Origin of the sequence: Methylobacterium sp. J-026, from assembly GCF_022829585.1 — a bacterium.
Taxonomy (GTDB): Bacteria; Pseudomonadota; Alphaproteobacteria; order Rhizobiales; family Beijerinckiaceae; genus Methylobacterium.
Genome location: NZ_JAKSYC010000302.1, coordinates 1 through 21,490 on the forward strand (window position 1 = coordinate 1; position 21,490 = coordinate 21,490).

Below are 21,490 nucleotides of genomic sequence, written 5' to 3' on the forward strand. Positions count from 1 at the left end.
CCGCCCGCACCGTGCCCGACCTCTGGGCAACCATCCGCGAAGCCTTCACCGGCTTTACCTCAGACGAGTGCCGCAACTGCCTCACAGCTGCCGGTTACGAAAATGACTTGGCCGTCGCTACATAGGCGGGAACAGCTCTAAGTTGATAGCGGCCTGGGCGCGAGATACGACGTTGGTTAAACTGGACTATGACCAACAGCACAGATCAAAGCTTAGCCGAAAGCCGCCCGCTCAGCGGTGACAGACCGATCGAGAATGCTGCTCAGGACCGTCTAGGGTACGCCCCTTTCGCGCGAGCGATCGCGACCAGTATCGTCAAGCGGCCCCCTTCAGATGGAATCGTTTACGCAATTCATGGCCCCTGGGGCAGCGGGAAGACGAGCGCCGTGAATATGCTCGTCGAGGCGATGGAAGAGCTCGAAGCACGGAAGGTTGCTGATGACCGAATCATCGTGGTCCGGTTCAATCCATGGTGGTTCTCGGAGCAATCAGATCTCACAAAGATGTTCTTCTCTGAATTGGCCGCGTCATTAGACAAAAAAGTTGCCACTAAAGTTTCTGAAGGGCTCAGAAAAGTTGGTCGTAAGCTGACTGGCTCCAAAGAGCTGCTCTCTGCGCTAGTTGGGATGGCGCCCGGTGGAGGACTGGTTGCGCCATTAATCAAAAACGGCCTTGAGGCATTGCAGCCATACCTGAATGAAAATGACAGCCTGGACAAAGCTCGACAGGAGCTGATCAGTGCGCTGAAGGAGCAGGGCCAAAGAATTCTGGTTATCATTGATGATGTCGACCGGTTGCCGGCCGATGAGATTAAGCAGATTTTTAGACTTGTTAAGTCTGTAGCAGATCTTCCTAGCGTCGTCTACCTGTTAGTATTTGATCGCGATATAGCAAGACGCGCGCTTGGTGAGCCGGCAACAACTGATGGGCCTGAGTGGCTTGAAAAGATCGTTCAGGCATCTTTTGATCTTCCGGCTGTTCATGAAGTCGATCTCCGTCAAGTTTTAATAGACGGCATCAACGAACTGATAGCGCACAAGCGTTATGAGTCCAGCACACGCGACATGAATATATTGTACGGTTGCATTTTCCCCTGGATCAAAACCCCTAGGGATGTCGGTAGGCTATTGAACGCGTTAGGCGTTTCGCTTTGGCCTGTTATTGATGACGTAAATATCATAGATTTCGTTGCGATAGAAACCCTAAGGACATTTGAGCCCCGCCTATATTATTATATACGCGATCATCAGGCCGCGCTCACAGGCTTGGCCGACCGAAGAATGCGGGACGATGACGGGATCGGGAAGGATCTGCTTGACAAGGTATCGCCGACAAAGTCCGAACAGGCCAAAGAGACGCTTCGAAAATTGTTTCCAAAACTGCAAGCTATTTGGGACAACTCCTTCTATGACGGCGAATTTCTGCTGAAATGGGAGCGCGCGAGATTAGTTTGCACATCGCGGCACTTCCCGACATATTTCACTTTTGCTCTTGGAGATGACGCGCTGCGAGCGAGCGACGTCTCAGATCTTCTAGAATCCCTCCGTGAAATGGCAAATTTCGTGGATACAGTACAAAAATTTACTGCACAAAAACGCAGAAACGGAACAACCAAAGCCGCTCTAGTATTTTCTGCCATACAAAACCGAAGCACAGAATTTTCAGAAATAGATGCGACGGCAGCGGCAAAAACACTTCTCAACGCTGGAAGTTTTCTTAGCGGGCATCATGATCGTGGTTCGGTTATGTCCGCATTTCCATTCACATGGGATTATTGGTTTGCTTTGTCGCCGATGTTGAAACGAGTCCCATATGATCTGCGTGTCGGTATCATATTGGACGCTATTCAACGGGCTTCAAGTCTAGTCGTGCTGTTGTTTGTCGTATTGGCATTGGAAGGTGAGCACGGATTACATAAGGGGGGCGCCGACCTTCCGCCGGAACAGCAGACAATTGACGAGGCAGGATTGAAGCAAATTCAAGATAGCTTGCTCCACAAACTGCAAAACATGGCTGTGGATGGGACGCTAATTCAGCAGTTGAACCTAAGGGAGCTGTTGTCTCGATGGGTGTTGATGACAAACTCAGACACCGCTCGAGCATGGACAAAATCACTTATGGACAATGATGCCGCTGTTCTCGCTCTTGCCGAAGCGGCGCTAACTAGCGATGCGACGCAGAGTTTTGGGGATTACGTCGCAACTCAATACTTCAGTTTAGACCGCGTCGAGGTCTCCAAATATCTCGATGTTGATGCCCTAGCTCAGCGCCTCGTCGAGATTAATGCCAAGCAAAATGGCGGCGTTGATCTCGCACAACGGTTTCTCCGAGCTCTCAATGCGAAAGGGCGCTTCGACAATCTGCAGGATGAATAGGCCGACGCCTTCGAAATTGAGGCGCAGGCCAAGCGTCGACTCGCGGATGAGTACGACGCGGCTTAGAAGCGGGGTGGAGTGGCCACGCAATCGCGGCACGGCGGCAGTGTTCCGGCCGGGAACACTGCCCCGGCTACCGTCTCGGACCTCGGCCTAACCCGCAAGCAGGTGCACGAGGCCCGGCAGATCCGCAACGCCGAGGCGGTGTCGCCGGGCGTCGTACGCCGCAAGCTCGATTCCAGGCTGACGGACGGCCAAGAGCCCACTTGGGTGACGTACAAGCCCCCCGGTTTAACGGTTCCGTAACCATGCTTGCCGTATTGTAGGCTTGTGCAGACAGGTGCCGACGCAGGTATGGACCCCGCGCCGGACTTCCACTCCTGCCAGGTCCGGGACGCGAGCGGTTCGTCTTGGTCGGCTCGCCGCTCGCGCCTCGTTCCAGGCTAGATGCTCGCGGCAACCCGTTAACTCCCCGTGCACCATGCAGAACGCCGCTTATGCGGCAGGCGGTCGCAGGCTTGCACGCCAGCCTGGGCGAACTGCCGTGCGGTATACGGCAGGACGACCTGCAAAACGTCAGCCTAGTATGCCGGGTAGCAGCCCCAGCAAGGGACGCCATACCCAAGTTACCCGTGGCGTTACCCTACGAACCCAACTCCTCGCCAAACAGGCATCAATTTGCGCCTAAGTCTCTGGGTTTGTTGGTGAGCGCGTTGGGGTTCGAACCCAAGACCTACAGATTAAAAGTCCGTTGCTCTACCAGCTGAGCTACGCGCTCGCGCCCCCGATACGCCTGCGGCGGGTCGCTGGGGACGGCGCGTTCGCAATAGGTGAGCGGGACCGGGGGGTCAACACGAGGCCGGGGACGAACCCTCAGCGGGCGCCGCCCCGCGCACGCTCCACGATGCCGCGCGCCTCGTCGAAGGCGGCGTCCGGGTCGAGGTCCGTGGTGTCGAGCCGCACCGCGTCGCCGGCCATGCGCAGCGGGGCCGCGGCCCGGGCGGCGTCGCGCGCGTCGCGGGCCTCGATGTCGGCCAGGATCGCCGCGAAGGTCGCGGTGTCGCCGCGGCCGGACAGTTCTCGGTGGCGGCGGCGCGCCCGTTCCTCCGGGGAGGCCGTGATGTACAGCTTCACCTCGGCCTCGGGACAGACCACCGTGCCGATGTCGCGCCCGTCGAGCACCGCGCCCTGCGGATCGGCCGCGAAGCGCCGCTGCCAGGCCAGGAGGCCGGCCCGGACCTCCGGGACCGCGGAGATCCGCGAGGCCGCCTCGCCCATCGCCCGATCGCGCAGGCGCGGGTCGTCGAGCTTCTCCGGATCGAGGGCCTGCGCCGCCCGGGCCGCCGCACCGTGGTCGTCGAGCGCCAGGCTGGCATCGATCAGGGCGAGGGCGACGGCGCGGTAGAGCAGGCCGGTGTCGAGATGCGGCAGGCCGTAATGGTCGGCCAGTCGCTTGGCCAGCGTACCCTTGCCCGAAGCGGCCGGGCCGTCGATCGCGATCACGAGGGGCATGCGGTTCACCCTTCGATCCGGCCGCCGAGGGCCCGCATGGTCGGCAGGAAGCTCGGAAAGCTCGTCGCGATCATCGCCCCGTCATCCACCGTCACCGGGTCCCGCGTGGCGAGACCCATCACCAGGAACGCCATGGCGATGCGGTGATCCAGATGCGTCGCCACGGTGCCGCCGCCTGCAGGTGCCGTGCCGTCCCCTTCGACCACGAGGTCGTCGCCCGCGACCGTGTGGCGGACGCCGTTGGCCGCGAGGCCCGCGGCCACGGCGGCGAGCCGGTCGGATTCCTTGACGCGCAGCTCGTGCAGACCGTTCATCCGGGTCCGGCCCTCGGCGAAGCTCGCCGCCACGGCCAGGACCGGGTACTCGTCGATCATCGCGGGCGCCCGTTCGGCCGGCACGTCGACGCCCGTCAGGCGGCTCGCCCGCACGCGCAGATCCGCCACGGTCTCGCCGCCCTCGTCGCGCTCGGCCACGCGCTCGATCTGCGCGCCCATCTCGAGCAGCGTGGCGATCAGGCCGGTGCGCAGCGGGTTCATCATCACGCCCTCGATTACCACGTCGGAGCCCGGCACGATCAGCGCCGCCACGAGCGGGAACGCCGCCGAGGACGGATCGGCCGGCACCACCACGTCGGTCCCGCGCAGGGTCGGCTGGCCGGTGAGCGCGATGCTGCGGCCGTGTCCTTCGGGCCCGTGCGGCACGACGCTGACCGCGGCGCCGAACAGGCGCAGCATCCGCTCGGTGTGGTCGCGGGTCGCCGCCGCCTCGATCACCGTGGTGGTTCCGGGGGCGTTGAGGCCGGCGAGCAGCACCGCCGACTTGATCTGCGCCGAGGCGGCCGGCGTCTCGTAGGTGATCGGGATCGCCTCCTTGAGCCCGCGCAGGGTCAGCGGCACGCGCCCGCCCTCGGCCTCGGCGAGGACCTGGGCGCCCATGCGGGTCAGCGGGTCGAGGATCCGGCGCATCGGGCGCGAACGCAGGGAGGCGTCGCCGTCGAAGGTCGCGGTGACCGGCTGGCCGCCGACCACGCCCATCATCAGCCGGGAGCCGGTGCCGGCATTGCCGAAATCCAGCACGTCGGCCGGATCGCACAGCCCGCCGATGCCCACGCCCCGCACCCGCCAGCGGCCCGCGCCGAGGCGCTCGACCCCGGCCCCCAGCGCCCTGGCGGCGGCGGCGGTGCGCAGCACGTCGTCACCCTCGAGCAGGCCCTCGACCCGGGTCTCGCCCTCGCTGAGCAGGCCGAGGATCATCGCCCGATGGGAGATCGACTTGTCCCCCGGCGGACGCAGCCGCCCCCGGAGGGACGTGCCCGGTGCGGCGGTGAGGGGCTCGGGAGGCGAATCGTGAGACACGGGACGTCCGATCGGGCTCGACGGTGGGCTGGGGTCCGGCGCGTCGCGCGGGATCGCCGCGCCGCTGCAATCGGACCGTGAAACCGCGGTGCGGTTAACACGCGCACCGTCGCACGTCATCCACCGGATCCCCCGCGAGCCCGCCGCCCGGGATTCGGTCGCGCGGGTTCGATTGACAGGGGCGGCGCCCCCGACTAACGGGGCCCCTCCCCCGAGATAGTAGTGACGACGAGGTGTCCGCCCGTGGCCCGACCGGAACTTGGCTTGAAGCGCCAATGCATGAGCTGCGGCGCGAAGTTCTACGACCTCGCCCGCGACCCCGCCGTCTGTCCCAAATGCGGGGCGGTCTATCAGGCGGCCGCCACCAGCCGGGTTGCGGCGCCGGTGGTGTCGCGGGCGTCGAACGACGATGAGGAAGAGACCGACGAGAAAGGTCCGGAGCTGGTCTCGCTCGACGAGGTCGAGGCCGCCGAGGACGAGGCGGATCCGACACCCGAGGACGAGACGGTCGAAGACGGGGATGCCGCCGAGGACGATACCTTCCTCGAGGAGGAGGATGCCGGCGACGACGACGTCGCGGACCTCATCGACGGCGACATCGAGAACGACGAAGAGAGCTGAGGCGGTCTCCGCACCGCCTCCGAAAACACCCCGACCGAGACGAAAAAAAGGGGTTGAGTCCGCGGCGCGAGCCGCCTATAGAACCGGCCTCGCCGGACGACAGCCGGACGGCGAGGCCCCGCGGGACCCAAACCGCGGCGGATGAAAGTGGGGCCTTAGCTCAGCTGGGAGAGCGCTTCCATGGCATGGAAGAGGTCATCGGTTCGATCCCGTTAGGCTCCACCATCCTCCCTTCAGCGCGTCGTGTTCGGATCGGGCGCTGCGCGCGCCCCAATTTTCATGATGTCCGCCGCCCTGCCCCGCGATTGGTCGCGCGGGCGTCGTCGGATCACCGCGTCAGGTGACCGAGCGGCAGTGCCGTCGTGTACTTCACCTGCCCTAGCGCGAAGCTGGAGCGGATATTGGCCACCCCCGGGATGCGGGTGAGGTGGTCGAGCACCAAGCGCTGGTACTGGCCGAGATCCTCCACCACCACCCGCAGCATGTAGTCGGCCTCGCCACTCATCAGGTAGCATTCCATCACCTCCGGGCGGCTGCGGACCGCCTCGTCGAAGGCCTGGAGCGCGGCCTGGGTCTGCTTCTCCAACGAGACGTGGACGAAGACGTTCACCGCGAGCCCGAGGCTCATCGGGTCGACCACCGCGACGCAGCCCCGGATGATCCCGGCCTCCTTCAGGTCGTTGACCCGGCGCCAGCAGGGCGAGGTCGACAACCCGACCTGCTCTGCGAGATCGGCGATGCTGATCTCGCTGTCCTGCTGCAGCCGTTCGAGGATGCGGAGGCTGGCGGCGTCCAGATGGGCCGGTCGGGAGACCACGTTTTCGTTCTCCGTTTTGCGACGGGCATAGCATGCCGCTGATCGCCGGATGGAAGGAAAGCTTTTGGTGGTGCCGATCGAGGAGGGCGTCCCCTTGCGCATGCGCCGACCCTCCTTGCGTGCGCAGCGAACCAACCTGGGGCAGCGCTACGGTTGGCGATCGCGCGGCGCACCGGGTGGCCTCGCTGCGCGCGCAGTGACGGCGTGCGACGAGGCACCGAACGATCCGACGGTGAGCCGTCTCGAAGACCGACGAATGGGTCGCAGGGACATCCTTCACCGCGTGGTTGGCCCGGAGCGGGTCGCGCGGCCGGCAGAATGTACCAGTTTCAGCGGCGAACTGGGCAACCCATGCCAATCATCGGTGCCGTATGACAAAAATTCGGCATGTCGGCCCGCGTCCGAACCCGTATGCTCCGATGAAAATCCGGGAGCTGCCCCATGAACGCCATACCGCCGAGGACGACGATCGCACGCTCCGCTGAGGTCGATCACGATCCGGCCGAGACCCAGGATTGGCTGGCCGCCCTCGAATCCCTGTTCCGCACCGAGGGCGCGGCGCGGGCGCGTTTCATCCTCGACCGGCTGGAGCGGCGCTCGAAGGAGATCGGCATCCTCGACGAGGCCCTGCCCTACTCGCCCTACCGGAACACCATCGCGCTCGAGAAGCAGCCGCGCTACCCGGGCGACCTCGACATCGAGGAGCGCCTGACCTCAATCATGCGCTGGAACGCGCTCGCCATGGTGGTGCGGGCCAACATGGCCTACGGCGAGCTCGGCGGGCACGTGGCGAGCTACGCCTCGGCGGCCGAGCTGTTCGAGGTCGGGTTCAACCACTTCTTCAAGGGCGGGCCGGACGGCGACCTCGTCTACTTCCAGCCGCATTCGGCCCCCGGCATCTACGCCCGGGCCTTCCTGGAGGGCCGCCTGTCCGAGGAGCAGCTGAAGCATTACCGCCAGGAGATCGCTGGCGACGGCCTCTGCTCCTATCCGCATCCCTGGCTGATGCCGGATTTCTGGCAGGTGCCGACCGGCTCGATGGGCATCGGCCCGATCCACGCGGTCTACCAGGCGCGGTTCATGCGCTACCTCGGCCACCGGGGCTTGGCCGACACCTCCGCCCGGCACGTCTGGGGCGTGTTCGGCGACGGCGAGATGGACGAGCCGGAATCGATCGGCGGCCTCGCGATCGCCGCGCGGGAGAAGCTCGACAATCTCACCTTCGTCATCAACTGCAACCTGCAGCGGCTGGACGGGCCGGTGCGCGGCAACGGCCAGATCATCCAGGAGCTGGAGAGCCTGTTCCGCGGGGCCGGCTGGAACGTCATCAAGGTGCTGTGGGGCTCCGAGTGGGACGCGATCTTCGCCCGCGACACCAACCACGCCCTGCTGCGCCGCTTCGCCGACACCGTGGACGGCAAGTACCAGACGCTCGGCGCCAAGGACGGCGCCTACAACCTCGCCCATTTCTTCGGGGAGGACCCGGAGGTGCGTGAGCTCGTCGCGCACATGTCGGATGCCGATGTCGACCGGCTGAAGCGCGGCGGCCACGATTTCCGCAAGCTCTACGCGGCCTTCGCCGCCGCCAAGGCGACCAAGGGCCGGCCGACCGTGATCCTGGCCAAGACCAAGAAGGGCTACGGCATGGGCGGCGCGGGCGAGTCGCGCATGACTTCCCACCAGGCCAAGAAGCTCGACGTGGAGGCTCTGCGCGCCTTCCGGGACCGCTTCGCCCTGCCGCTCTCCGACGCGCAGGTGGAGGGCCTGTCCTTCTACAAGCCGGCCGAGGACGGCGCCGAGATGCGCTACTTGCGCGAGCGCCGGGAGATGCTGGGCGGCGTCCTGCCGGCCCGCCGCCGCACGGCGCCGACCGTGACGGTGCCGCCGCTTTCGACCTATGCGGGCTTCGCCCTGGAGGCGGCCGGCAAGGAGATGTCGACCACCACCGCGGTGGTCCGGCTGTTCGGCAACCTCTTGAAGCACAAGGATCTCGGGCCGCGCGTCGTCCCGATCGTCGCCGACGAGGCGCGCACCTTCGGCATGGCCAACCTGTTCCGGCAGGTCGGGATCTACGCCCCCGAGGGGCAGCTCTACGAGCCGGAGGATGCCGGCTCGATGCTCTACTACCGCGAGGCCCGCGACGGGCAGTTGCTGGAGGAGGGCATCACCGAGGCCGGGGCGATCTCGTCCTGGACCGCGGCGGCGACCGCCTACAGCGTCCACGGCCTGTCGATGCTGCCGTTCTACATCTACTACTCGATGTTCGGCTTCCAGCGGGTCGGCGACCTGATCTGGGCCGCGGCCGACCAGCGGGCGCGCGGCTTCCTGATCGGCGCCACGGCGGGCCGCACGACGCTCGGCGGCGAGGGCCTGCAGCACCAGGACGGGTCGAGCCACCTCGCGGCGGCCGCGATCCCGAATTGCCGGGCCTACGATCCCGCCTTCGCCTACGAGATGGCGGTGATCGTCGATCGCGGCGCCCGGGCGATGATGGAAGAGGGCGAGGACGCCTTCTACTACCTCACCGCCATGAACGAGAACTACGCCCAGCCCTCCATGCCGGAGGGCGCTGAGGCCGGCATCCTCAAGGGGATGTACCGCCTGTCGGGACCCGAGACCGGGCCGGCCGCGATCCGCCTCCTCGGCTCGGGCGCGATCCTGCCGGAGGTGATCGCCGCGTCCGTGCTGCTGGCGCAGGATTGGGGCGTCGCCGCGGAGGTGTTCAGCGTCACGAGCTTCAGCGAGTTGGCACGCGATGCCCGCGAGGCCGAGCGGCAGGCGATGCTGCACCCGGAGGCGGATGCCCCGGTGAGCCACGTGGCCGCGCTGCTCCCGGGCGCGACGCCGGTCGTGGCGGCGACCGACTACGTCCGGGCCTACCCGCAGCTGATCGCCTCCTATGTCGGCGCCCGGTTCGTGACGCTCGGCACCGACGGGTTCGGCCGCAGCGACACCCGCAATGCGCTCCGCCGCTTCTTCGAGGTGGACCGGCAGCACGTGGCGGTGGCCGCCCTGCACGCGCTCGCCGCGGCCGGCACGGTGCCGCGGGCCACGGTCGCCGAGGCGATCCGGCGCTATCGCATCGACGCCGACACGCCGGCGCCCTGGACGATCTAAGACATCCAACCCGGGTCCTCATCCTGAGGCGGCGGAGCGAAGCGGAGCCCTCGAAGGAGCCCTCCAGCTGGCCGCGCGATCCCTGGAGCCCTCCTTCGAGGCTCGCTTCGCTCACACCTCAGGATGAGCGTGTGGGTGGGACAGAGGCTAGAGCGCGAACGAACGCCGCGCGGCCCGGCCCCGGACCTCGCCCCCAAGAACCACTCCACCCAAGACAAGCCACGGAAACCCGCCCGCATGAGCGCCGCACTGCAGATCGCCCTCCCGGATATCGGCGATTACCGGGACGTGCCGGTGATCGAACTCCTGGTGAAGCCGGGCGACCGCCTCGCCGTGGACGACCTGATCCTGAGCATCGAATCCGACAAGGCGACCATGGAGGTCCCCTCCCCGGTCGCCGGCACCGTGCGGGAATTGTTGGTCGCGGTGGGCTCGAAGGTCTCGGAGGGCACGCCGATTCTGATGGTCGAGCCCGCGGAGGGCGGCGAAACGGTCGACGCGCCTCCCCCTCCCCCCTCTGCGGGGGAGGGTACCCTGCGCAGCAGGGGGGGCCGGGACGAAGTCCCGCAAGAGGGGCAGCGCGACGATGCGGGTTTCACACCTGTCGTGACTCTTCCGGATACCGCGCTCCCCTCTCCCGACCCCCTTCGGGGGCCACCCTCCCCCGCAGAGGGGGGAGGGAGCGCGCGTGGCATGTTGGGAGCGAGCCTTCCCCCGGCCCAGCCGTCGAACGACGATCAGCGGCCCGTCACGTCGGGCGACGTCCACGCCAGCCCGTCCGTGCGCCAGCTCGCCCGCGAACTCGGGATCACCCTCGACCGGGTGCCCGCCACCGGCCCCAAGGGGCGGATCCTGCGCGAGGACCTGCACGCCTTCGTCAAGGCGGCGCTCCAGGCCCCAGCCCAGACATCAGCGGCGCCCTCCGGGATCGGCGCCTTGCTGCCGCCGTGGCCGACGGTGGACTACGAAAAATTCGGCCCGGTGCGGCGCGAGCCGCTGTCGCGGATCCAGACGATCTCGGGGGCCAATCTCAGCCGCAACTGGCTGACGATCCCGCACGTCACCAATTTCGACCGGGCCGACGTCACCGAGATCGAATCGTTCCGGGTCGGGTTGAACACAGAGACGCGCACGCCGCCGGCGCGGGTCACCATGGTGGCCTTCCTGATCAAGGCCGCCGCCCTCGCCCTGCGGGCCTATCCGCGCTTCAACGCCTCCCTGGAGGGCTCCGACCTCGTCCTCAAGGAGTACGTCCATGTCGGCTTCGCCGTGGACACCCCGAAGGGCCTGATGGTCCCGGTGGTCCGCGACTGCGACCGCAAGGGCCTGATCACGATCGCCACCGAGATGGCGGCGCTGGCCGACAAGGCCCGGGCCGGCAGCCTTTCGGGTACGGACATGCAGGGTGGGTGCTTCTCGGTGTCGTCGCTGGGCGGCATCGGCGGTGACGGCTTCACCCCGATCATCAACGCCCCAGAGGTCGCGATCCTGGGCGCGGCCCGTTCACGCACGGAAGCGGTCTGGGACGGAAACGCCTTCCAGCCGCGGCTGATCCTGCCGCTCAGCCTGTCCTGGGACCATCGCGTGGTCGACGGCGTCGCCGCCGCCCGCTTCCTCGGCCACATCGCGTCGGTCCTGTCGGACCTGCGCCGCGCCCTGCTGTGATCGACGCCGCCATGCCCGAGACTCACGAGATCCGCGTCCCCGATCTGGGGGACTATGCCGACGTTCCGGTGATCGAGATTCCGGTGTCGCCCGGCCAAGCCGTCGCCAAGGACCAGACTCTGCTGGTGGTGGAATCCGACAAGGCGACCCTGGACATCCCGTCGCCGGTGGCGGGACGGCTCGTGGAGATGCTGGTGGGCCTCGGCGACACGGTCTCGGCCGGCACCCTGGTCGCCCGCATCGCCGCCGTGGAGGCGGTCACCGGTGAGGCCCCAGCGATACCGGCCACGGCAGCGCCCGCGACGGCGGGAACCGCGGAGGCGGAGTGCGACGTGCTGGTGATCGGTGGCGGCCCCGGCGGTTACGCGGCCGCCTTCCGGGCCGCGGATCTCGGGCGGCGGGTGATCCTGGTGGAGCGCGACGCGACGCTGGGCGGCGTGTGCCTGAATGTCGGCTGCATCCCGTCCAAGGCGCTGCTGCACGTGGCGGCCGTCACCGAGGAGGCCCAGCGCCTCGCCGCGCACGGCGTCAGCTTCGGCGCGCCGACGATCGATCTGGACAAGCTGCGCCACTTCAAGGCCGGCACCGTACGCCGCCTCACTGACGGGCTCGCCCAGATGGCGCGTCAGCGCAAGGTCGCGGTGATCCGCGGGACCGCGTGCTTCACCGGGGCGAACGCGGTGACGGTGGCGCTGCACGCGGGCGGCGAGACGAGCCTCGCCTTCGCCAGCGCCATCGTGGCGGCGGGCTCGTCGCCGGTCGCCCTGCCGATGCTGCCGGACGATCCGCGCATCGTGAATTCCACGGGGGCGCTCGAACTGCCCTTCGTACCGGGCCGGCTGCTGGTGATCGGCGGTGGCATCATCGGCCTGGAGATGGCCACGGTCTACAGCGCGCTCGGCGCCCGGGTCGACGTCGTCGAACGGCTGCCCAACCTGCTGGAGGGCGTGGACCGCGATCTCGTGGCGGTCTGGACCAAGCGCAACGCCCATCGGTTCGACCGCGTGCTGACCGGCGCCGAGGTCGTCGCCGCGACGGCTGGCCCGGAGGGCATCGCCGTGACCCTGGCGGGCGAGGCGCAGGCGACGCGCTACGATCTCGTGCTCCAGGCCGCAGGCCGCCGGCCGAACGGGGCGGCGCTCGGCCTCGACGCCGCGGGCGTCGCGGTGCAGCAGGGATTCGTGACGGTCGACAGCCAGATGCGCACGGAAGTGCCGCACATCTTCGCCATCGGCGACCTCGTCGGGCAGCCGATGCTCGCCCACAAGGCCGTGCATCAGGGCCACGTCGCCGCCGAGGTCGCCGCCGGCCACAGGGCCGGGTTCGACGCCGCGGTGATCCCCTCGGTGGCCTATACCGATCCGGAGATCGCCTGGGTCGGGCTCACGGAGGCCTCCGCCAGGGCGGCGGGCCGGAGCGTCGAGGTGGCGCGCTTTCCCTGGGCGGCTTCCGGCCGGGCCATCGCCAACGGCGCGGATTACGGCCTGACGAAGCTGCTGTTCGAAGCCGGGACCAGGCGGATTGTGGGCGGAGCCATCGTCGGTCCGAGCGCGGGCGACATGATCGGCGAGATCGCCCTCGCCATCGAGATGGGGGCCGACGCCGTCGATATCGGCCGGACGATCCATCCGCATCCGACGCTGGGCGAGACCGTCGGCCTGGCCGCGGAGGTCGCGCTCGGCCTCTGCACCGACCTGCCGCCGGCGGCGCGCGCCTCGTCCGGTCGATAGGGTGCTTCTCGACCGCGCCCGGCATGGCGCGTGGGGTGGACTTCGGGCCGGCCCGGGCGTCTAACCCGCGCCGAGGTCGGGGCCATCCGGCCGAAGCCGGCATGTCCGATGAGGAGCCTCGGTGTGGAATTGCCGTCGCGGCGTGGGTCAGCCTTTTCGCGGACGAAGCCCATCGGGCATCCACCCGGTCGCGGCGATTCCGCGTCCCGCGACGACAGCACGCGCGCCCGCATACTCGCGGCCCTGCTGGCCGTTCTGCCGGTGAGCGGCTCGGGCAAGGCCCTCGCCGAGACACCGGCCGCGATCGACCAATCCACGGGCCGGGACGCCCTCGTCGCGGGGCTGCGCGGCCGCATCCTCGCCGCCCACAGCGCGACGCTCGCCCTCGAAGGCTGGTGCGCGGAGCACAGGATGGCGACCGACCCGCACCTTGTGGCGGAGCGCCTGCCCGGGCCGGAGAAGCCGCTCACCGCCGCGCAGCGCACGCGGTTGGCGATCGGCCCGGAGGAGCCGGTGCGCTATCGCCGGGTGCGCCTGGTCTGCGGCGATCACGTGATGTCTGAGGCCGACAATTGGTACGTTCCGGCCCGCCTGACGCCCGAGATGAACGCGACGCTGGACGGGACCCGCACTCCGTTCGGCCGGGTCGTCCGCCCGCTCGCTCCGGTGCGCCGGACCGTCGCGGTTCGCGCCGCCGGCGCCGAGTCCGGTCCGGACGATCCCCTGTTCGAGGTGGACGCGGTGCTCTCGACCGGGGCGGGCCAACCGTTCTGCGAGGTCGTGGAGACCTACCTCGGCACCGCGTTGCCAACCCCGACGCGCTGACGGAGAAGCGTCGGCCGGGACACGCGCACCGCGGCACGCGGCCGGGCGCTGTCACCGCCTGACGATATCGGAACGCCGGGTTCCGCATCATGCTTCGGGCGGGAAGAATCATCGGGAGGCATGGGATGCGTTCGAGGCTTGGCCTTGCGGCTCTGTTGGCGCTCGCGGCGGGCGCGTCCGGCGGCCCGGCGCGGGCCGCCGATCCGGCGGGTCTGTGGCTTACCGAGACCGGCAGCTCGCGCATCCGCGTCGCGCCCTGCGGCGGCGGGTTCTGCGGGACGATCGTGAGCGCCCCCGGCAAGGCGTTGGATGCCAAGAATCCCGACCCGGCATTGCGCGGGCGCAGCGTCGTCGGCGTCCAGATCCTCGACGCGCGCCAACCGGACGGTTCGGGCTACGCGGGTTCGCTCTACAACCCGAACGACGGCAAGACCTATTCCGGCTCGCTGCGCCTCACCGGGCCCAACACCCTCGAGGTTTCCGGCTGCGTCATGCGCGTCTTCTGCAAGCGGCAGAGCTGGACGCGGGCCAACTGAAGCCGCGCGGCCCGCGACGCTGGGATCGCAGATTTTTTGCCGCGTCGCAACATCGCAGGATCGATTGTGCGCTATCGAAGTTGCCTGGGTCGGAACCGATAGGAATTCTCATGACCCGGACTTTGCTCGCCACCGTTCTCGCCTTTGCCGTCATCGCGCCGGCAACCGCTCAAGTCATCGAGACGCCGAACAGCACCACGGTGGTCGTGCCGTCCGGGGCGCCGGGCGTGGTCAGCACCCAGTCCAATGCCACCGGTGCCGATCCGGCGATCACCTACTCGCCGACCGGACAGCCGGCCGATACGATCTCGAACGATTCGGCGGCAGGCGGCAATGCCAATCAGCCGTCGCGGGTCGCCCCGCAGGGCGGCGGCGGCGGCAAGTAAGTCGCCCTACGGCCCAGACGATCCCACCCCTTGAATCGAGGCCGCTCCGGAAACGGGGCGGCCTTTTCACGTGGGGCACGCGCCTCAGGCGGCTTCGGTGAGGGCCTGCTCGACGGCGTCGAGGGCGGCTTCGGCTCCGGCGCCGTTCGGCCCGCCGGCCTGGGCCATGTCGCGGCGGCCGCCGCCGCCCTTGCCGCCGAGCGCGCCGGCACCGGCCCGGACCAGCCCGACCGCGTCGTAGCGCGCCGTCAGGTCGTCGGTGACGCCGACCACGAGGCCCGCCTTGCCGTCCGCGGCCACGGCGACGATCGCCACGATGCCGGAGCCGAGGCGTTTCTTCTCCTCGTCCATGATCGGCTTGAGGTCGCGCATGTCGAGGCCCTCGACCACCGAGCGGCGGAAGGCGATTCCGGCGATCTCGGTTTGGCGCGCCCCCCCGCCCGATCCCGATTCCGAGGCACCCATAGCCAGCTTGCGGCGGGTCTCCGCCAGCTCGCGCTCCAGGCGCCGCCGATCCTCGATCAGCGCCGTGAGGCGGTCCGGAGCCTCCGACACCGGGGCCTTCAGGATGCCGGCGAGGGCCGCCAGCGTCCGGGCTTCCCCGGCGCGATGGTGACGCGCCGCGTCGGCGGTCAACGCCTCGATCCGGCGGACGCCGGCGCCGACGGCGCTCTCCGCCACCACGGTGATCGCCCCGATATCGCCGGTGCGCGCGGCATGGGTGCCGCCGCAGAGCTCGATGGAGAAGTTCCTGAGCCGTCCCGACTCAGGCTGCCCGCCGACCGGCAGGCCCATCGAGACGACCCGCACCTCGTCACCGTACTTCTCGCCGAACAGCGCCCGGGCGCCCGACGCGATGGCATCGTCCACCGCCATCAGCTTGGTCACGACGGGGGCGTTCTGGAGCAGCACCGCGTTGGCGATGTCCTCGACCCGGGCCAGTTCCTCCGCCTCGATCGGCTTCGGGTGGCTGATGTCGAAGCGCAGGCGGTCTGGGCTCACCAGGGAGCCCTTCTGGGCGACGTGGTCGCCCAGCACCTGCCGCAGCGCCTCGTGCAGCAGATGGGTGGCCGAGTGATTGGCCCGGATCGCCCGGCGGCGGGCGTGATCGACCTTCAGCTCCACCGGCTGATCGAGGCCGAGCGTCCCCTCCTCGACGGTCACGTGGTGGACGAACAGGTCACCGAGCTTCTTCTGCGTGTCGGTAACGCGCGCCCGCAGGCCCGGCGCCAGGATCAGCCCGGTATCGCCGACCTGACCGCCCGATTCCCCGTAGAACGGCGTCTGGTTGGCGAGGACGAAACCGCTCTGGCCGGATCCGAGGCTTGCAACTTCGGCGCCGTCGCGCAGCAGCGCGGTGACGATGCCCTCCGCGGTCTCGGTCTCGTAGCCTAGGAACTCGGTGGCGCCGAGGCGCTCGCGCAGGCCGAACCACACCGTCTCGGTGGCCGCGTCGCCCGAGCCCTTCCAGGCTTCGCGGGCCGCCTGCTTCTGGCGCTGCATCGCCACCGCGAAGGCGTCGGTGTCGACGCCGATACCCCGTGCCTTCAGGGCATCCTGAGTCAGGTCGAGGGGAAAGCCGTAGGTATCATAGAGCGTGAAGGCCGTCTCGCCGGAGAGCTTGTCGCCGGCCGCGAGGTCGCGGCTCTCCGCGTCGAGGATCGACAGGCCACGCTCCAGGGTGCGCCGGAAGCGGGTCTCCTCCAGCTTCAGGGTCTCGCCGATCAGGCTCTCGGCCCGCATCAGCTCGGGATAGGCCTGGCCCATCTCGCGGACCAGGGTCGGCACGAGGCGGTAGAGGGTGGGCTCGCGCGCGCCCAGGATCTCGGCGTGCCGCATGGCGCGACGCATGATCCGGCGCAGCACGTAGCCGCGGCCCTCGTTGCCCGGCAGCACCCCGTCGGCCACCAGGAAGGAGGAGGCCCGCAGGTGGTCGGCGATCACCCGGTACGAGGCGAGCGTCCCGGGCTCCGGCGCGCGGGAGACCGCGTGCGCCACCGCATCGATGAGCGCGCGGAACAGGTCGGTCTCGTAGTTCGAGGGCACGCCCTGGAGGATCGCCGCCATGCGCTCCAGGCCCATGCCGGTGTCGATCGACGGCCGCGGCAGGGGGTTGCGCACCCCCGGCTCCAGCTGCTCGTACTGCATGAACACCAGGTTCCAGAACTCCAGGAACCGGTCGCCATCCTCGTCCGGGGAGCCGGGCGGGCCGCCCTGGAGCGCCGGGCCCTGGTCGATGAAGATCTCGGAGCACGGGCCGCAGGGGCCGGTATCACCCATCTGCCAGAAATTGTCGGAGGTCCCGATCCGGATGATCTTGTCGTCGGACAGGCCGGCGATCTTCTTCCAGAGGCCGGCCGCCTCGTCGTCGTCGGCGTAGACGGTGACCAGGAGCCGGTCCGGCTTCAGGCCGAACTCCTTGGTGATCAACTTCCAGGCCAGCTCGATGGCGCGGCCCTTGAAGTAGTCGCCGAACGAGAAGTTGCCGAGCATCTCGAAGAAGGTGTGGTGGCGCGCCGTGTACCCGACATTGTCGAGGTCGTTGTGCTTGCCGCCGGCCCGCACGCATTTCTGCGCCGTCGTCGCCCGGTCGTAGGCCCGCCGCTCGACGCCGGTGAAGACGTTCTTGAACTGCACCATGCCGGCGTTGGTGAACATCAGCGTCGGATCGTTCTTCGGCACGAGGCTCGAAGAGGGTACGACCTCGTGTCCCGCCTTCGCGAAGTAGTCGAGGAAGGTCGACCGGATCTCGTTGACGCCGCTCATCGGGGCTGACTCTGGCAGGAACACGGGACCGGGCTCCGCTCACCTTGAAGCGGTGCCCGCATGGCGCCCTCTTAGAGCCGTTCCCGATCGCGTTGCAATCGGGGCGGGGTTCGAGCGCGGGGTCTAAGTCCTTGTCGCTCCGCGCTCACCGCCGATCCGGCGGGGCTCCGTTTTGAGGGGCGCCCGGGTATCCGCCGCGAAAACACCTGTCTCCGCCCCAGAGCCGCCACAAGCGCGGCCGTGTTGTCGCCACATCTGTCAAGCGATGTTGAGTCTCTGGCGCCGTCAACGGCGCGCGAGGATTCGGGACAACGATGCAGGGCCGCGCGGTCGGATCGTCGAAGACCATCACGGGCAAGCCGGGCTCCGCGCCCGGCCATTTCGGCTCCGGCCATGCCGACGTGATCGCCGCGCAGCCGGTGCTCGGCCGTGCCCATGGCAGCCGTCCGGCCCTGTTCCGGTCGCTGCTGACGGTCTCGCTCATCGCCGGCGGCCTCAGCGCCGCCCTGATCGGGTCGGGGGTGGACCTCGGCAAGGTGGGCCTCTCGCCGGCCGTGTCGCCCGCCGAGGCCGCCACAGAGATCACGATGCCGCGGCCGCGCATCCATACTGTCGCGCTGGAGGACGAGCTGGAGCGGACGCCGCTGCGCGCCTCGTCGAGCTTCGCCGCCGTGCACGATCTCGACACCGATATCGGCTCCAACACGGTCGACCGCGTATCCTACGACTTCCTCCTGTCGGAAAGCGCGGCCGGCGACCCGAACGACATCCTCGAATTCGGCCCGATGAAGATCCGGCGCCACCTCGTCCAGACGATCGTGCGCGCCGCGCAGGCGGTGCAGACCGATCCGGTCCTGCTCATGGCGGTGGCCGACAAGGAATCGAGCTTCGTCACCGCGGTCCAGGCCAAGACCTCCTCGGCCACGGGCCTGTACCAGTTCATCGAGCGGACCTGGCTCGGCGTGGTCCGGGATTTCGGACCCAAATACGGCCTCGCGAAGGAGGCTGCGCTCATCACGGCCGATGCCAACGACCGGCCGGTGATCACCGATCAGGCCGAGCGCGCCCGGGTGCTGGAACTGCGCCGCGATCCTTATCTCTCCGCCTTGATGGCCGGCGAGATGCTGAAGCGCGACGCCGCCCGCATCGCCCTGCGCATCGGGCACGAATTGTCCCTGGGCGAGGTCTATCTCGCCCACTTCCTCGGGCCCGACGACGCCGGCGAGTTCCTCGCCAACGTGGTGAACAAGCCCGCCGCCGCCGCCGCCGCGCTGCTCCCCGGCCCGGCCCGGGCCAACCGCTCGATCTTCTTCGCCGCGAACCGGTTCGTCGGGCGGGGCCGGCACCGCAAGCCGCTCAGCCTCTCGGTGGCGCAGGTCCACGAGAAGTTCGAGGCGATGATGAGTGCGCGCGGGTCGCGCTACCAGAACGTGCAGGCCGTGTCGGGGATCATGGCCTACGCGGACGCGGAAACCGCCACCCAGTAACGTCTCGGCGCGCCGGCGGGCGATTCGGTTGCGGGTGCGCAACCACCGGCGGATTGCCGACTTTCCTCCCTGTACGCTGCGTTTTTTTCCGGCGTGCGGGAAGACTTCGGGGGGAGTCCTTGAGAAAGCACCAGACGAGCGCACCCCTGCCGCTCACCGATACGCTATCGCCGGGTATCCCGCTCGATCAGATCGGTCGTACACTCGCGTCCGTCTACGATAATTTGGTCACCGAGGGCGTACCGGAACATCTGGCCGCCCTCGTCCGCCGCGTCCGCCAGACCGCCGACGATGCGCCCGCGCGCCGCGGGCCCGAGATCGCCGCGGCCGCCGCGATCCATCCCCAGGTCGCCCTGGTGGTCGAGGACGATCCCGAGATCCGCGCCCTGGCCGAGACCCTGCTCGAGGAGACCGAGCTCGACGTCATCGGCTGCGACAGCGCCGAGGCGGCCCTGTCGGTGCTTCAGGCACGGGGCGGCGACGTCGCCCTGGTCTTCGCCGATATCCGCCTCGCCGGCCGGATGGACGGGCTGCAGCTCGCCCGGGCGGTGGCGACCCTCTGGCCCCGGGCGCGGCTGGTGGTCACCTCGGGCCATGGCCTGCCCAGACCCGATTTGCCGCCCGAGGCGGTGTTCATCCCCAAGCCCTGGCGCCCCCTCGACGTGCTGGTCCAGGCGGAGCGCGCGACCGCCGAGCCGGCGCCCCCGGTCGTCTGAGCGTCCCGGCGGCGTGGGCGATCGCGAAGCCGGCTCCCCGGCCCGGTGTATGGCGCGGCGGACCGGGCCGGACCCCGACGGGCCCGGCTCTTGCATCGGTGGATGCCTCACTGTGGTGAAAGACGTGTCGGCACGAGCCCGGAGACTGCCGATTTGCCGATCCTGTCCGTCAATCACCGAACGGTCTATCAGTACCGGCGGCCGGTATCCTTCGGGGAGCACCGGATCATGTTCCGGCCCCGGGACAGCTACGATCAGCGGCTGATCGAGGCGACCCTGGACATCACCCCCGAGCCGGCCTCGCTGCGCTGGATGTTCGACGTCTTCGGCAATTGCGTCGCGGTCGCGACCTTCGACACCCGGTCTGAGCGGCTGACTTTCGCGTCCGGCATCACCCTCGAACATACGCCCGGGCACGCGCCGGTCTTCCCCCTGGCGCCGCACGCGACCGACTACCCGTTCGGCTACGGCGCCGAGGACATGCCGGATCTCGCCCGCTCCATCGAGCGGCAATGGCCCGACCCGCGCCACGAGGTCGATGCCTGGGCGCGCAGCTTCCTGCCGCAGCAGGGCCGGGTCCCCACGCAGGAGCTGCTGGCCGCCATGACCCGCAGCGTCCGGGCCAACTTCACCTACCTGGCCCGGTCCGAGAAGGGCGTGCAGGACCCGCTCACCACCCTGCGCGGCAAGCGCGGCTCTTGCCGCGACTTCGCGGTGCTGATGATGGAGGGCGTGCGGGCCCTCGGCATGGCCGCGCGGTTCGTGTCCGGATACCTCTACAATCCCCGCAACGACCGGGCGCGCCATGTCGGGGGCGGCTCGACCCATGCGTGGCTGCAGGTCTACTTGCCCGGCGCCGGCTGGATCGAGTTCGACCCGACCAACGGCATCGTCGGCAACCGCGACCTGATCCGCGTCGCGGTGACCCGCGACCCCGCGCAGGCGGTGCCGCTGCACGGCTCCTTCTTCGGCCTGGCCAGCGACGATCTCGGCATGCGCGTCGAGGTCGACGTGGTCGAGCTGGCCGCGACGGCGACGACCCAACCCGACTGTCAGGGGCCCGGCCCCACCCCGGCGCGTTAAGCTGCCGGACCCGGAACGAGCGTGCGTGGCGACCCCGCGCGGATGGCGACACAGTGAGAAGGCCGCGATGAAGATCAAGACCGGTTTCGATATCGCCTTCACGATGTCCCAGCCGACCCCGATGATCCTGATGCTGACCGTTCACCCGTCGCGGATGCCCGACGTGCTGACGCCGCACGTGATCACCTTCGATCCGCCGATCCCGGCGCGCGCGTATCAGGACGTCTTCGACAACACCTGCCACCGCATCCTCGCGCCGCCCGGCCAGCTGACCGTCTCGGCCGACATCACGGTCCAGGATTCCGGCCTGCCCGACCCGGTGGTGCCGGAGGCGCGCCAGATCGCGGTCCAGGATCTACCGGACGCGGTGCTGATGTTCCTGCTCGGCTCGCGCTACTGCGACACCGACAAGCTCTCGCAGACCGCCTGGTCGCTGTTCGGCTCGACCCCGGAGGGCTGGGCCCGGGTCCAGGCGATCGTCGACTACGCCCACGAGCGC

General features: G+C 68.6%; 15 protein-coding genes, 2 tRNA genes and 2 pseudogenes. 14 read left to right on the top strand and 5 right to left on the bottom strand.

The genetic code is table 11. The annotated features are described in order from the left end of the window. Together MKK69_RS25615 and MKK69_RS25620 are read left to right on the top strand one after the other, a co-directional pair. Nucleotides 1-125 (top strand): annotated as a pseudogene (locus tag MKK69_RS25615) (IS630 family transposase); the annotation flags it as partial. 63 nt (nucleotides 126-188) lie between these two features. Continuing rightward, nucleotides 189-2,375 (top strand): P-loop NTPase fold protein, encoded by a 2,187-nt coding sequence (locus MKK69_RS25620; protein WP_243972629.1) that lies wholly within the window; start codon nucleotides 189-191, stop codon nucleotides 2,373-2,375. 702 nt (nucleotides 2,376-3,077) lie between these two features. Here the strand turns inward: MKK69_RS25620 and MKK69_RS25625 are convergent. From MKK69_RS25625 to aroA, 3 genes are all read right to left on the bottom strand, one after another. Beyond that, nucleotides 3,078-3,153 (bottom strand) — tRNA-Lys (locus tag MKK69_RS25625). Between the two features lie 95 nt (nucleotides 3,154-3,248). Continuing rightward, a complete protein-coding gene (gene cmk / locus MKK69_RS25630) occupies nucleotides 3,249-3,887 on the bottom strand; it encodes a (d)CMP kinase (RefSeq protein WP_243972631.1) in 639 nt (212 codons plus the stop codon). A gap of 5 nt (nucleotides 3,888-3,892) precedes the next feature. Continuing rightward, nucleotides 3,893-5,242 (bottom strand): 3-phosphoshikimate 1-carboxyvinyltransferase, encoded by a 1,350-nt coding sequence (gene aroA, locus MKK69_RS25635; RefSeq protein WP_243972632.1) that lies wholly within the window; start codon nucleotides 5,240-5,242, stop codon nucleotides 3,893-3,895. Between the two features lie 243 nt (nucleotides 5,243-5,485). On the opposite strand from aroA, the gene MKK69_RS25640 reads away from it, so the two are divergent. Then, the gene (locus MKK69_RS25640) at nucleotides 5,486-5,863 is read left to right on the top strand and encodes a TIGR02300 family protein (RefSeq protein WP_243972633.1); all 378 of its coding nucleotides are present in this window, start codon (nucleotides 5,486-5,488) and stop codon (nucleotides 5,861-5,863) included. 149 nt (nucleotides 5,864-6,012) lie between these two features. Next, nucleotides 6,013-6,088 (top strand) — tRNA-Ala (locus tag MKK69_RS25645). A gap of 103 nt (nucleotides 6,089-6,191) precedes the next feature. Here the strand turns inward: MKK69_RS25645 and MKK69_RS25650 are convergent. Then, the gene (locus MKK69_RS25650; RefSeq protein WP_007564896.1) at nucleotides 6,192-6,680 is read right to left on the bottom strand and encodes an Lrp/AsnC family transcriptional regulator; all 489 of its coding nucleotides are present in this window, start codon (nucleotides 6,678-6,680) and stop codon (nucleotides 6,192-6,194) included. Between the two features lie 441 nt (nucleotides 6,681-7,121). Here MKK69_RS25650 and mdeB point away from each other — a divergent pair, with 441 nt between their 5' ends. From mdeB to MKK69_RS25680, 6 genes are all read left to right on the top strand, one after another. Further along, nucleotides 7,122-9,797, top strand: a complete 2,676-nt coding sequence (gene mdeB / locus MKK69_RS25655) for an alpha-ketoglutarate dehydrogenase (RefSeq protein WP_243972642.1) — start codon at nucleotides 7,122-7,124, stop codon at nucleotides 9,795-9,797. A gap of 237 nt (nucleotides 9,798-10,034) precedes the next feature. Then, entirely contained in the window at nucleotides 10,035-11,462 is a 1,428-nt protein-coding gene (locus MKK69_RS25660) for a 2-oxo acid dehydrogenase subunit E2 (protein WP_243972644.1), read from the top strand. 11 nt (nucleotides 11,463-11,473) lie between these two features. Further along, nucleotides 11,474-13,192 carry a dihydrolipoyl dehydrogenase gene (gene lpdA, locus MKK69_RS25665; protein WP_243972646.1) on the top strand — a complete coding sequence of 573 codons (1,719 nt, stop codon included), beginning with the start codon at nucleotides 11,474-11,476 and terminating at the stop codon, nucleotides 13,190-13,192. 231 nt (nucleotides 13,193-13,423) lie between these two features. Further along, complete coding sequence (locus tag MKK69_RS25670) at nucleotides 13,424-14,017, top strand: hypothetical protein (RefSeq protein WP_243972661.1); 594 nt, start codon at nucleotides 13,424-13,426, stop codon at nucleotides 14,015-14,017. A 125-nt stretch (nucleotides 14,018-14,142) separates the two neighbouring features. Next, on the top strand, nucleotides 14,143-14,553 hold the full coding sequence (locus tag MKK69_RS25675; RefSeq protein WP_243972648.1) for a DUF2147 domain-containing protein: 411 nt from the start codon (nucleotides 14,143-14,145) through the stop codon (nucleotides 14,551-14,553). Between the two features lie 110 nt (nucleotides 14,554-14,663). After that, nucleotides 14,664-14,939, top strand: coding sequence for a hypothetical protein (locus MKK69_RS25680; RefSeq protein WP_243972650.1), 276 nt, complete (start codon nucleotides 14,664-14,666; stop codon nucleotides 14,937-14,939). Nucleotides 14,940-15,023: 84 nt separating this feature from the next. Here MKK69_RS25680 and alaS read toward each other — a convergent pair whose 3' ends face one another. Further along, nucleotides 15,024-17,705: an alanine--tRNA ligase gene (gene alaS, locus MKK69_RS25685; protein WP_243972652.1), complete on the bottom strand. Its 2,682-nt coding sequence runs from the start codon at nucleotides 17,703-17,705 to the stop codon at nucleotides 15,024-15,026. A 314-nt stretch (nucleotides 17,706-18,019) separates the two neighbouring features. Here alaS and MKK69_RS25690 point away from each other — a divergent pair, with 314 nt between their 5' ends. The 4 genes and pseudogenes from MKK69_RS25690 to MKK69_RS25705 form a co-directional block, all read left to right on the top strand. Next, nucleotides 18,020-19,192, top strand: coding sequence for a transglycosylase SLT domain-containing protein (locus MKK69_RS25690; RefSeq protein WP_243972656.1), 1,173 nt, complete (start codon nucleotides 18,020-18,022; stop codon nucleotides 19,190-19,192). A gap of 176 nt (nucleotides 19,193-19,368) precedes the next feature. Beyond that, entirely contained in the window at nucleotides 19,369-19,908 is a 540-nt protein-coding gene (locus tag MKK69_RS25695; protein ID WP_409564885.1) for a response regulator, read from the top strand. 153 nt (nucleotides 19,909-20,061) lie between these two features. After that, complete coding sequence (locus MKK69_RS25700; protein WP_243972659.1) at nucleotides 20,062-20,991, top strand: transglutaminase family protein; 930 nt, start codon at nucleotides 20,062-20,064, stop codon at nucleotides 20,989-20,991. A 67-nt stretch (nucleotides 20,992-21,058) separates the two neighbouring features. Then, nucleotides 21,059-21,490, top strand: a pseudogene (locus tag MKK69_RS25705) (transglutaminase family protein); the annotation flags it as partial.

Excerpts from the sequence above, each read along its gene's own strand:
- MKK69_RS25620 (WP_243972629.1), top strand. The coding sequence starts at position 189 with ATGACCAACAGCACAGATCAAAGCTTAGCCGAAAGCCGCCCGCTCAGC.
- cmk (WP_243972631.1), bottom strand. The coding sequence starts at position 3,887 with ATGCCCCTCGTGATCGCGATCGACGGCCCGGCCGCTTCGGGCAAGGGT.
- mdeB (WP_243972642.1), top strand. The coding sequence starts at position 7,122 with ATGAACGCCATACCGCCGAGGACGACGATCGCACGCTCCGCTGAGGTC.
- MKK69_RS25660 (WP_243972644.1), top strand. The coding sequence starts at position 10,035 with ATGAGCGCCGCACTGCAGATCGCCCTCCCGGATATCGGCGATTACCGG.
- lpdA (WP_243972646.1), top strand. The coding sequence starts at position 11,474 with ATGCCCGAGACTCACGAGATCCGCGTCCCCGATCTGGGGGACTATGCC.
- MKK69_RS25675 (WP_243972648.1), top strand. The coding sequence starts at position 14,143 with ATGCGTTCGAGGCTTGGCCTTGCGGCTCTGTTGGCGCTCGCGGCGGGC.
- MKK69_RS25680 (WP_243972650.1), top strand. The coding sequence starts at position 14,664 with ATGACCCGGACTTTGCTCGCCACCGTTCTCGCCTTTGCCGTCATCGCG.
- alaS (WP_243972652.1), bottom strand. The coding sequence starts at position 17,705 with ATGAGCGGCGTCAACGAGATCCGGTCGACCTTCCTCGACTACTTCGCG.
- MKK69_RS25690 (WP_243972656.1), top strand. The coding sequence starts at position 18,020 with ATGCAGGGCCGCGCGGTCGGATCGTCGAAGACCATCACGGGCAAGCCG.